The sequence below is a fragment of the Actinomycetota bacterium genome (assembly GCA_030776725.1).
GTDB lineage: Bacteria > Actinomycetota > Nitriliruptoria > Nitriliruptorales > JAHWKO01 > JAHWKW01.
In genome coordinates, this window is the sequence record JALYHG010000044.1 from 1 (window position 1) to 11,238 (window position 11,238).

13 protein-coding genes are annotated in these 11,238 nt (G+C 71.7%); 4 read left to right on the forward strand and 9 right to left on the reverse strand.

Annotated features, from left to right (window positions below; translation table 11 throughout):
* Together M3N57_01645 and M3N57_01650 are read left to right on the forward strand one after the other, a co-directional pair.
* A partial coding sequence (locus M3N57_01645) for an ABC transporter permease subunit (GenBank protein MDP9021408.1) occupies window positions 1-776 on the forward strand: 776 nt, incomplete at its 5' end.
* On the forward strand, window positions 773-1,846 hold the full coding sequence (locus M3N57_01650; GenBank protein ID MDP9021409.1) for an ABC transporter ATP-binding protein: 1,074 nt from the start codon (window positions 773-775) through the stop codon (window positions 1,844-1,846). The genes M3N57_01645 and M3N57_01650, both read left to right, overlap by 4 nt.
* A 26-nt stretch (window positions 1,847-1,872) precedes the next feature.
* Here M3N57_01650 and M3N57_01655 read toward each other — a convergent pair whose 3' ends face one another.
* From M3N57_01655 to M3N57_01665, 3 genes are read right to left on the reverse strand one after another with little or no spacing between them, the layout of a single operon-like run.
* Complete coding sequence (locus M3N57_01655) at window positions 1,873-2,289, reverse strand: hypothetical protein (GenBank protein MDP9021410.1); 417 nt, start codon at window positions 2,287-2,289, stop codon at window positions 1,873-1,875.
* Window positions 2,290-2,310: 21 nt separating this feature from the next.
* Window positions 2,311-2,628 carry an AAA family ATPase gene (locus M3N57_01660; protein ID MDP9021411.1) on the reverse strand — a complete coding sequence of 106 codons (318 nt, stop codon included), beginning with the start codon at window positions 2,626-2,628 and terminating at the stop codon, window positions 2,311-2,313.
* Window positions 2,625-3,380: a P-loop NTPase gene (locus tag M3N57_01665; GenBank protein MDP9021412.1), complete on the reverse strand. Its 756-nt coding sequence runs from the start codon at window positions 3,378-3,380 to the stop codon at window positions 2,625-2,627. Before M3N57_01665 ends, M3N57_01660 begins: the two co-directional genes overlap by 4 nt.
* A gap of 82 nt (window positions 3,381-3,462) precedes the next feature.
* Between M3N57_01665 and M3N57_01670 the strand changes: the two genes are divergently transcribed.
* Window positions 3,463-5,385 carry an ABC transporter ATP-binding protein/permease gene (locus tag M3N57_01670; protein MDP9021413.1) on the forward strand — a complete coding sequence of 641 codons (1,923 nt, stop codon included), beginning with the start codon at window positions 3,463-3,465 and terminating at the stop codon, window positions 5,383-5,385.
* Window positions 5,385-5,960, forward strand: coding sequence for a hypothetical protein (locus M3N57_01675; GenBank protein MDP9021414.1), 576 nt, complete (start codon window positions 5,385-5,387; stop codon window positions 5,958-5,960). The genes M3N57_01670 and M3N57_01675 overlap by 1 nt, the downstream gene beginning before the upstream one ends.
* Before the next feature lie 87 nt (window positions 5,961-6,047).
* Here M3N57_01675 and M3N57_01680 read toward each other — a convergent pair whose 3' ends face one another.
* The 6 genes from M3N57_01680 to M3N57_01705 form a co-directional block, all read right to left on the reverse strand.
* Window positions 6,048-6,716: a helix-hairpin-helix domain-containing protein gene (locus M3N57_01680; GenBank protein MDP9021415.1), complete on the reverse strand. Its 669-nt coding sequence runs from the start codon at window positions 6,714-6,716 to the stop codon at window positions 6,048-6,050.
* A gap of 57 nt (window positions 6,717-6,773) precedes the next feature.
* The gene (locus M3N57_01685) at window positions 6,774-7,631 is read right to left on the reverse strand and encodes an ABC transporter permease (GenBank protein MDP9021416.1); all 858 of its coding nucleotides are present in this window, start codon (window positions 7,629-7,631) and stop codon (window positions 6,774-6,776) included.
* Between the two features lie 7 nt (window positions 7,632-7,638).
* Window positions 7,639-8,601, reverse strand: coding sequence for an ABC transporter permease (locus M3N57_01690; protein MDP9021417.1), 963 nt, complete (start codon window positions 8,599-8,601; stop codon window positions 7,639-7,641).
* Between the two features lie 6 nt (window positions 8,602-8,607).
* Window positions 8,608-10,263 (reverse strand): ABC transporter substrate-binding protein, encoded by a 1,656-nt coding sequence (locus M3N57_01695; protein ID MDP9021418.1) that lies wholly within the window; start codon window positions 10,261-10,263, stop codon window positions 8,608-8,610.
* A 183-nt stretch (window positions 10,264-10,446) separates the two neighbouring features.
* Window positions 10,447-10,638, reverse strand: coding sequence for a hypothetical protein (locus M3N57_01700; protein ID MDP9021419.1), 192 nt, complete (start codon window positions 10,636-10,638; stop codon window positions 10,447-10,449).
* The gene (locus M3N57_01705) at window positions 10,635-11,063 is read right to left on the reverse strand and encodes a heavy metal-responsive transcriptional regulator (GenBank protein ID MDP9021420.1); all 429 of its coding nucleotides are present in this window, start codon (window positions 11,061-11,063) and stop codon (window positions 10,635-10,637) included. The genes M3N57_01700 and M3N57_01705 overlap by 4 nt, the downstream gene beginning before the upstream one ends.
* Between the last annotated feature and the right edge of the window lie 175 nt (window positions 11,064-11,238).

The following is an 11,238-nucleotide window of genomic DNA, read 5'->3' on the forward strand; positions in this document are numbered from 1 at the left end:
GTGCGGTCCCCGCCGTCCGCCGCCGCTGGGGACCGGCGGTCGCGCTCGGCGCGTACCTGGCGGTCACCGCCGTGGTGCCGCTGGGCGCCCTGCTCCTGACGGCGGTCACGCGGGGTGCCGGGCTCGCGCCGGTCCCGGGGAACTGGACGCTGGCGAACTTCTCCCAGGCGCTGTCGGTCACGGCGGTGAGAGCGTTGCGCAACAGCATGGTGCTGGCGGTGGCGACCGCCACGGCGGCGGTGCTGCTGGGCGGACTGCTGGCTTCGCTGCACCGTCGCCGTGCTGGCCGGGCCCTGGGCACGGCGGCGATCCTGACGTTCGCGGTGCCCGGCTCCGCGCTCGCCGTCGCGGTGCTGTTGGCCTACGGCCACTGGCTGCGCGACACCCTCCTGCTGATCCTCGTGGCCTACGTGGCCAAGCTGTGGGCACTCGGCCACCGCACCATCGCTGGCGCGGTGGAGGGCCTTCCCCCTGATCTGTCCCGCGCCGCGCGTGCCAGCGGGGCGGGGGCCGTGACCAACCTGCGGACGGTGACCGCACCGCTGTTGCGGCCGGCGCTTGCCGGGGCGTGGCTGCTGGTGTTCGTCACCGCCGTGCACGAGCTGACCATGTCGGCGTTGCTGTACGGACCCGGGAGCGAAACGCTGGCGGTGGTGGTGTTGAACACCCTGCAGCTCGGTGACGTGACGGTGACGTCGGCGCTGGCGGTTCTTCTGACCGCGCTGGTGTTGGTCGGGTCCGCGCCGCTGTTCGTTCTGTTGCGGCCTCGGACGTGAGGCAGCCGCCACCGGATCAAGCGGCGGCGCTGGAGTGCCGCGGTGTGGTCGTGTCCTACGGCGACACCCCCGTCGTGGACGAACTCGACATCACCGTCGGCCGAGGTGAGGCGATCGCGCTGCTCGGACCGTCCGGCTCGGGGAAGACCACCCTGCTGTACGCGGTCGCAGGGTTCATCACCCCGACCGCGGGGAGCGTGCGTATCGCCGGCGAAGAGGTCGCCGGACCCGGTCGGCACCGACCGCCAGAACGTCGCCGCGTCGGGGTGGTGTTCCAGCACTACGCGCTGTGGCCCCACATGACCGCTGCGGAGACCGTCGCCTACCCGCTGCGGCGCCGCGGGGTCGCTCCCGCCGACGCCGAGCGCCAGGCCCGCGCGCTCCTCGAGCGGCTGGCGATCGCCGCCCTGGCCGACCGCCACCCCGCCGAGCTGTCCGGTGGACAGCAGCAGCGCGTCGGCCTGGCGCGGGCGCTCGCCTGCGATGCGGGGCTGTACCTGTTCGACGAGCCGACGGCACACCTGGACACACCGCTGCGCGCGGCGTTACAGGAGGAGATGGCCGAACGTCGCCAGGAGGCCGAAGCGGCGGCGCTGTACGCCACCCACGACGCGGCGGAGGCGCTGGCGGTCGCCGACCGGGTGGCGTTGTTGCGCGACGGGCGGCTGGTGCAGATCGGCACGCCACAGCAGGTGTACGAGCAGCCGGTCGACCTGTGGGCCGCGGAGCTCACCGGCCCGGCGGCGGTGCTGCAGGTCGACAGGGTCCACCGCGACGATGGAGCGCGTGTCCGCCTCGGTGACGTCGAAGTCGACGTGGCCACCGACGGAGCCCCAGCAACCGGCGGAGCGCTCCGCGCGTTGGTCCGACCCGAGTGGACCACGCTCGGTGGGCCACTGCCCGGTGTGGTCCGGCGGGCGTGGTACCGCGGCCCCTACACCGACTACCGCGTGGGGACCACCGTGGGGGAGGTCACGGTGCGGCTGCCTGGCCCACCGCTGGCACACGCCGGCGAGCGGGTGGGGTGGAGCCTGCACCGTGTGTGGGTCCTGGGCTCGAGCGGGCGGTAGCGCGGTGGGCGACAGACCGGCTCGCGTCAGCCGCTGCTGACCGCGTGGCCGCCGCCGGCCAGGGTCTCGACGAGGCCGGCCAGGGCCCGCACGGCTGGGGCGTGCGGGTCGAGGTCGATCGGTGCCACACCCTCACGGTCGGCGGTGATGATCACCGGGTCGTCGGGGACCGCGACCAGCTGCTGCCGGTCGCCGAAGGCATCACGGATCCGGGCGAGGTCGTCGTCGTCTCGCACCCGGTTGGCGACCACCACCACGCTCCCGAGCTGCTTGTCGCGTGCCAGACCCGCGGCGCGGGTGCCCACCTCGATCGATTTGGGGTTGGGTTCGACGACGACCAGGACCGTGTCGACGTACCCGGGGCTCATCCGGCTGAGCGTCCCGATGCCGGCCTCGAAGTCAGCGACGACCGTGCGGCCGTTGGCCTCGACCTGGCCGAGCAACTGCTCGGCGTTCAGGCCGCATCAGGGGCAGCCGGAGACCGGGTTGTCGATGCGGTGCACGACCGCGAGCCGGACGCCGTCGGGGGCTTGGCACCCGAACCGGGCCAGCATCTCGTCGGGCTCGGTGGCGTGCGCCTCCGTGCCCTCATCCACGGCTTGACGCAGCGACACCAGCCGCTCGGTCTCGCCCTCGCCGACACCCAGGGACAGTCCGAGGTTGGCGTTGGCGTCGCAGTCCAGCGCCACGACCGGTCGGCCGCGGCGGGCCAGAGTGCGCGCCACGATCGCGGACGTGGTCGTCTTGCCCGAGCCGCCCTTGCCGACGACGGCGATCTTCACGTGTGTGCCTCCTCAGCCTGCAGCCGCTCCACCAACGACCTTACCGCCGCCACCGCGGGGCAGTTCGGGACGTGCTCGACCGGGGCGCGGCCGTGCTGCTCGGCGCGGAGCAACTCTTCGTCCCACGGCACCGCGGCGATGACCTCGAGCTCGGTCCGCTGGTTGATCCGCTCAGCGTCGGCGTCGTCGCGGACCTTGTTGGCGACCGCCACGACCCGCGGGGCGTCCTCGCCGTGCCCCAGGCGCGCCAGGCGCCGCGCGGACAGCAGGGACTTGGCGGTGGGCTCCACCACGACCAGCACCGTGCGGGCGAACTGCCCCCAGCCGAAGAACGGCTGACGGGTGCCGCCGGGCAGGTCCCCGATCAGGTGCCAGTCACCGTCGCTGAGGCGTTCGGCGATCTGGCGGAACGCGAACTGCGAGCGGACCAGGGTGCTGGCGTGGCCGCGGAGCTTGCCCAGCTGCAACAGCCGCACGCCGTCGGGCCCGGCGGGGGCGTAGCGCCGCACCGCCTCGGCGGGGGAGAGGTCGCCGCGTAGGACGTAGCGGGGGCCGCCTTCCGGACCCTCCACGACCGCCTCATCGGGGATGCCCGCCTCCGTGAAGTCCATCCCCAGCGAGAGCGCCAGGCCCGGCATAGGATCCGAATCCAGGATCAGCACCGGATCGCCTTGGCGGGCCAGCAAACGCGCGAACGTCCCGGCGATGGCGGACTTGCCCGACCCGCCCTTCCCGACGAACGCAACCCGCATGCCCGCACGGTACCTGTGCCGGCGACTGCCACACCGATCGCCGGGGCGCGCACTGCGTCGGTAGCTGCCATGATGCGCGGTGATGTACACGAGCTGGCGTGCACTGGGCCCCAGAGGCAGCGACCCCTCCGCCCGGGTCTCGCGCGACCTCGCCGCGCGGGTGTGGCGGCTGGCCCGGCCCTACAGCGGCCACCTGGCGGGACTGCTGGCGACGATCTCGCTCACCGCGGTCCTCAGCGCGGTCCCACCGCTGCTGTACCGCGCCATCATCGATGACGCCATCGGTGGCCAGCGGCTGGGGTTGCTCACCATCCTGGCGGTGGCGGTGCTGGTGGTCGCGGTGGCGGCGACCACGAGCCAGATCGCGACGCGCTGGTTCTCCTCGCACCTGGGCGAGCGGGTGATCTTCGACCTGCGCGTGGCGCTGTTCGAGCACGTCCAGGCCATGCCCTTCGCGTTCTTCACCCGCACGCAGACCGGCGCGCTGATCAGCCGCCTGACCAGCGACCTGGTCGGCGGCCACCGGGCGTTCACCGAGACGATCAGCTCGGTTGGCCAGACGGTCCTCGGCGTGGCGGTCACCGTGGTCGCCATGCTGGTCCTGGACGTCCGGTTGACGCTGATGGCGTTGGCGATCGCCCCGCTGTTCGTGGTCGTGACCCGCCGGATGCGCGGCCGGCTGCACCGGCTCCTCGGTGAGAAGCTCGAGGCGGAGGCGGCCATGGCGACCGACATCACCGAGCGGTTCCAGGTGGGCGGGGCGCTCCTGGTCAAGCTGCTCGGGCGACCCCGCCGTGAGATCGCCGGGTTCGCCGCTCGGGCCCGTCGCGTCCGTGACCTGGGCGTCGAGACGGCCGTGTACAGCCGCATGTTCCACGTGGGGTTCGCGCTGGTCGCCGCCGTGGGTACCGGGCTGGTCTACTGGGTCGGTGGTCGGGCGGTGATCGCGGGTTCCCTGTCGCTCGGCACGATCGTGGCGTTCAGCGCCTACCTCACGCAGCTGTACACCCCGCTGACCATGCTGGCGAACGCCCGCGTGGACCTGGCGACGGCGTTGGTGTCGTTCCAACGGGTGTTCGAGGTGCTCGACTTCCCCGCGGCGATCGTCGAGCGGCCCGGCGCTGCCGCGCTGACCCAACCGCGTGGCCACGTCGAGTTCGACCGGGTGTGGTTCCGCTACCCGGCCGCTGCGGAGGTCACGCTGCCCTCGCTGGCGGGGGACCACATCGAGAGCGACGGCGACCGCCGGTGGGTCTTGCGTGACGTGTCGTTCACGATCGATCCCGGCCAGACGGTCGCGTTGGTCGGGCCGTCAGGTGTGGGCAAGACCACCACCACGATGCTCCTGGCCCGCCTGTACGACGTCACCGAGGGGGCGGTGCGCATCGACGGCCACGACGTCCGGGAGGTGACACGCGACAGCCTCGCCGCGGCTGTCGGTGTGGTGGCGCAGGATCCGCACCTCTTCCACGACACCGTCCGCAGCAACCTGCTCTTCGCCAAGCCCGACGCCACGGAGCAGGAGCTGATCGACGCCGCGCGTGCGGCGCAGATCCACGATCAGGTGGCCGCGCTGCCCGACGGGTACGACACCGTGGTCGGTCAGCGCGGGTACCGCTTCTCCGGAGGGGAGAAACAGCGGCTGGCGATCGCCCGCCTGTTGCTGCAGGACCCGGCGGTGGTGATCCTCGACGAGGCGACGGCTCACCTCGATTCCGAATCGGAACGGCTGGTGCAGCGTGCGCTCGCGGAGGCGCTGGCTGGCCGTTCTAGCCTGGTGATCGCCCACCGGTTGTCGACGGTGGTCGCTGCGGACGTCCTCCTGGTCCTCGACGCTGGCCAGATCGCCGAGCGCGGCACCCACCATGAGCTGATGGCTGCCGGCGGTGTGTACGCGGATCTCTACAGGAGCCAGTTCCGGGCAGGTTCGCTCGGGCGCCTGGACGCGGGCGAGGCCACCCGCGGCGCTCTGGTGGCCAGCCACACGACCGTGGAGGACAGATGATGCCGAATATCCTGACCCCGCTCCGTGTCGGCATCGGCGCGGCCGTCGTCCTGGCCTTGGCGGTGGCCGCGTGGGCTGCGGGACTGACCACGCCCGGCGGGACGGTGGCCTTGCCCGGTGAAGCGCCTCCTGCCGCCCCGACCGCCACGCCCACCCCACAGACCACGGGCGAGGACTTCCCGGCGATCTGGCGCGAGATCAACGCGTTCGAAGCGTTCCTGTACTCCAAGCCCAACCCGGATCTGGTCGACGTCATCTACACCGAGGACTGCTTCTGCAACAGGGTCCTCCGCGACCAGTTGGAGGAGATGCGCGCGCGTGATCGCCGGTACGTCTGGGACGGCGACGAGGTGATCGACGTCGAGGTCCGCGACCAGCCCGCTCCGGACGAGGTCGTCCTGGCGGTGACGCTCCGCCTGGGAGCCCGCCAACTCGTCCAGGACGGCGCGGTGATCGACGAGCGCCCCGCCGGACCACCGTTCGTGCGGGTCGTACGGCTGGAGCGCGGTCCGGACGAACGCTGGCGCATGGCCCGACTGCTGGCCGTGGAGCCCGGCGCCGGGGCGTCGCCGTAACCACCCGGACGACGCGGGCGAACGTCACTGCCCAACCCCGCCGATCGCGAACCGGTCGGCGGGCAGCCCGTGCCCCGACCCGACGCCTCAGCGCAGGCTGTCGTGGATCAGCTCGGCGACGCGGCGACCGACCCCCGGTACCTCGGTCAGCTCGTCGACGCTGGCGTCGCGGATGGCCTCCACCGACCCGAAGTGCTCGATCAGCGCCTTCTGCTTGGCGTGGCCGACGCCGCTGACCTGCCGCAGCTTCTCGTCCAGCGGCCCGCCGTTGCCGCCACCGACCTCTGCCGTGTCCGCGCGCTCACGCCCACGGGGTTGCTGGCGGCGGGGCGCGTCCTCGGCTGCTGGCTCGCTCCCTCCGCCGGCCGTCGAGGGCGCCTCGCGAGCCGGGCTGCGGCGGGCGCCCATCGACGGCGTTCCCTGCCACCCGGTCGGCGGCCTGTTCCGCGCCTCGTCGGCGTGGAGCTGGTTGCTGGCTCGCTGCAGGTCGTCGCTGACCTGGGAGCTCACGCCTGGGCTCCGCCCGCTCCCGCGCTGTCGACCAGGGCCCGACCACGTCTCGGCCGACCCACGCTCAGACCGCTGGCTCGAGGTCTGGCCGCCCATCCCCGGCGGGCCCTGCCATCCTGTGGACGGCCGGTGCCCGCGTTCTGCGTGGGCCTGCTCAGCGGCACGCCGGATCTCGTTCTCGGCCTCGCGTTCCAGGTCCTCACGCGACTGGCCGCCACCGAGGATCCGCTTGAAGAAGTCGAACATGTGCACACCTCCTACCGTCGAGGGTAGCGCTCGGCCGGTGTGAGGCCCCACCGCTTCTCACCGGCCAAGGCGCGGGTCCAGGAGATCGTTGAGTTCGTCACCGAGCAGGTTGATCCCGACGATCGTGATCACGATCGCCACACCCGGGAAGAGCGCCATCCACCACGCACTCCGAAGGAACCGCTGCGCGTCACTTGCCAGCGAACCGAGGCTGACGACCTGGGGATCGCCGAGCCCAACGAAACCGAGTCCCGCTTCGATCAGGATGGCGCTGGACGCCACTACCGACAGCATCACGACGGTGGGCGGTAGCGCGTTGGGCAGCACGTGGCGGACCACGATCCGTCGGTGTGACCCCCCGAGCGACCGGGCGGCGTCGACGAACTCGCGTTCGCGGAGCGTGTAGGTCTCGGCGCGGACGATCCGTGCGGTCCACGTCCACGACGTCAGACCGAGCAGCAGGATCAGGTGGTCCATCCCCGGGCCCCACAGCGCGATCACCACCACGGCGAGGAAGAAGCGGGGCACGACCTGCACCAACTCGGTCGCACGCATCAGCGCGTCGTCGACGAGCCCACCGACGTACCCGGCGACGCCGCCGACCGTCACGCCGACCGCGCCGGCGACGGTCGCCACCGCGATCGCGACCAGGAGCGACGTGCGCAGGCCGTGCACCACTGCCGTGAACAGGTCGCGGCCGAGGTCGTCGGTGCCCAGCAGGTGCGTGGATGAAGGCGGTTGCAGGGCCGGGGCCACGGACGCGAAGGGATCGCCGGGGGCGATCCAGCCGGCGACCGCGGCCGCGACGACGACCGTGGCGCTCAGCGCCGCACCGATCCCCCCGCCGGGGCTGCGAACCAGCCGTCGCAGGCGCACGGGACCCAGCGGCAACGCCGTCGCGGGTCCGTCGGTCACGGTCGCGTCACCGGTAGCGGATCCTCGGGTCCAGCCAGCCGTAGAGCAGGTCGGTGACGAGGTTGACCACCACCACCCCGAGCGACACGACCAGGAAGATCGCCAGTAGCACCGGGTAGTCACGGGTCTGGGCGGAGCCCAACAGCAGGCGTCCCAGGCCCGGCCACGCGAACACGATCTCGACGAGCACGGCCCCCGCGAAGAACATCCCGACCCGCCCGCCGAGCACGGTGACCAGCGGCAGCAGCGCCGTCCGCAGCGCGTGGCGGGTCACGCGGCGCTCAGGCAGTCCCTTGGCGCGGGCGGCGCGGATGTACTCGGTACGTCCTGCCTCGATCAGGCCTGTCCGGGCCAACCTCGTGGTGAGCGCGACCTCGGATGCGGCCAGGACCAGGGCCGGCAACGCCAGGTGATGCACGACGTCGAGGAGGTTGGCGATCCCCGTCAGCGACCGGCGGGCGTCGGTCATGCCCTGGACCGGGAACGCACCGGCGCCGAACGCGAGCGAGATCAGTGCCAGCTGCGCCAGCCAGAACGACGGCGCCGCGTACCCGCAGATCGCGCCGACCCGGAGCGTGACGTCGGCCGGACGGCCCGGCCGTCGCCCAGCCACCGTCCCCATCGCCACCCCGACCATGCTCGATAGGACGAGCGCGGTGGCGGACAGGAGCATGGTCGCCGGAAGTCGCTCGGCCACCAGCGACGCTGCCGGCCGCCCCGTCGTGAAGGAGGTGCCCAGGTCCCCGCGGGCGACGTTGCCCAGGTACGTCACCAGCTGCACCGGCAACGGTCGATCGAGACCGAACTTGGCCCGCAGCTCGGCGTAGTAGGCCGCGTCGCCGTACTGCCCGGCCAGCGCCAGGATCGGATCGCCGGGCGCCAGGTGGACCAGGACGAACATCATGACGACGATCGCCGCCACGGTCACCGGTACCTGCCCCAGTCGCCGCAGCAGGTACCGCGGGTCCATCCTGGTCTACTCCCTGCAGAACGCCTCCTTGGCGAAGTGTCCGGTCCACGGCCGGAAGCCGCCACACTCGGCCCGCCACGCGCGGGTCGATCTGCTGTCCACCAACCACATGTACGGCAGGTCCTGGACCACGATCTCCTGGATCTGGCGGTACAGGTCCGACCGTTCGTCACGGTCGATCGCACGCACCGCCTCCTCGAAGAGGCGGTCGACCTCGGCGTTGCGGTAGTGGGCGGCGTTGGTGAACGGGACGTCGCCGATCTGCGCCGAGTCGTACATCCGCCGCACGCCGATCTCGGGGTCGGGGCCGTTGCAGTAGGAGATCACGTTCGTGTCGAAGTCGTCCTGCTTGAACACGGTGTCGGCGAACACCGGCGGCTCCAACGGCCGCAACTGCACGTCGATGCCGACTGCTCCCAGCTGCTCACGCACAAGCTCGCCGTACCTGGCGAAGGTCGGGAAGGCCAGGAAGTCGATACGCAGTGGCGTGCCGTCCTCGATGCCGTTCACACCTTCAGCCATGCGCGGGCCGCCGTCCTGCTGGCGCCACCCGACCTCGTCGAGGAGGCGGACGGCCTCGTCGCTGTCGAACTCGGGGATGTCGACGTCTTCCGCGTGCGCCCACGGGATGCCGCGGGAGATCGGGGCCTCGGCGACGTGGCCCTGTCCGAACTCGATCTGGTCGAGGAAACGTTGGCGGTCCAGCGTGTGAGCGATCGCCCGCCGGACGCGCACGTCACCGAGGATCGGGCGCTCGAGGTTGAAGCTCACCGTCATGATGCAGTTGGATCCGCCCGGGTTCGACGCGGTCTGCGCCGTCTCGATGTCGGGGTTGTTGCGGACGCTCTCGAGTTCGGGTCCGGGCACGTTCCAGATCCAGTCGACCTCTCCCCGCTCCAGAGCGAGCAGCTCGGTGGCCCGCTCGGGGATCACTCGCATCACGACCGCGTCGAGGAACGGCAGGTCGGGTTCGAAGTAGTCGTCGTTCCGCTCCAGGCGGATCTCCGACCCTTCGGTGTAGGACCCGAAGCGGAACGGTCCGGTGCCCACCGGGTCGGTGTTGGCCGGGTTCTCCTGGGGGTCGGTCCCGGCGTAGATGTGCTCGGCGAGGATCGGCGCCTCGGTGACGTCCAGCTGGAGGAGCAGCGGGGCGTAGGGCTGGGTGAACCGGAACTCCACGGTGTGGTCGTCGGGCGTCTCGATGGTGTCCAGCACCCCCGACAGCGACGCTCTCGTCCGGGCGTGGAAGTTCAGCAGAACCTCCTCGAACGAGAACTTCACGTCGGCAGAGGTGAACGGTTCGCCGTCGTGCCAGGTGACATCGTCGCGGAGGTGGAAGCGGTACAGCGCACCGTCCTCCTCGACGTCCCAGTCGGTCGCCAGCTCCGGGCGCGGTTCGCCCTGCTCGTCCAGGGCCAGCAGGCCGTTGTACAGCAACTCCGACGCGGTGTGGGTGGCGCCGCTGGTGGTGATCGCCGGGTTGAGGTGGCCGGGGTCGGACGAGATCGCCACCGCCAGCGTCCCGCCGCGGACCGGTTCGGCGGTCGCGGTCGTCCCCGGCCCGGTGGGTCCCGCCCCCGGGGGCGGCTGCCGCTCCTGACCCTGGTCGCAGGCCACGATCCCGAGCGTGGCACAGACGGCGATCGTGACGAGCTTGCGCACTGCGCCCCTCCCGGCTGGATCGGGCGGGACGCTAGAACCAGCGCGACCAGCCGGTAAGTGTGCAACGCATATAGTGGGGCCACGCGGGCCACGCGCACGGCCCGATCACGTCGCCGGTGTCGGGACGTGTCGAGGGCCGCTACCCGTGGGGCAGCGGCCCCCCAAGGAACTCCAGCCGTTCGATCAGCTGGCGCCGAGCTCGTCGAGTCGGGTCTCGATCGCCTCGCGCAGACGGTGCAGCTCGGAGACCTCCTCGTCCTTCGACTGTGGTGGGGAACAGCACGCGCAGCCGCACGCGCAGCCCTCAGCCGCGTCGGTCACGTTCGTGGTGACCCCGCACCCGCAGGTGCAGGTCGCTTCGGTCTGGGTCGTCATGGATTCACCTCCCTCGGAAGTTTCTGGATCTGGAGCAGGGACGATCCGCACGGCCAGCACCCGTCGCCGGCCACGGCCCCCTCGTCGAGCATCGTGTGGATCTCGTCGCGGAGGCGGCTCAGCGACTCCAGCTGCTCCTCGATCTCGGCCAACCGGTCGGTGAGCAGCTCGCGGGCGTGACCGCACGGGCACAGCCCCCGGTCACGGGCCCGCACCAGCGCTGCGATCTCGTCGAGGTGCAGTCCGAAGCTCTGGGCGCGCTTGACGAAGTGCAGCCGCTCGACGTCGTGCTCGCCGAACAGCCGGTAGCCGCTGTCGCTGCGCCGTGGCTCCGGTAGCAACCCGATGCGTTCGTAGTAGCGGACGGTGTCGGCCGTCGTTCCGGCGCGGGCCGCGAACTCCGAGATCATCATGTGGTTGGTCACAGCAACGAGAGTAAACCTTGGAGTTGGCTCCAACGCTAGCGCTCGTGACTTCCCCTTCGTCGAGCCACGCCGGGGTGAGAAGCCGGGGTGCGAAGCCGGGGTGAGAGAACCGGCCGGCCCTCCTCCGCGCGGCGCCGCCGGACGGGATGGCTCCCGCTCGGCGAGGGCTCTGCGC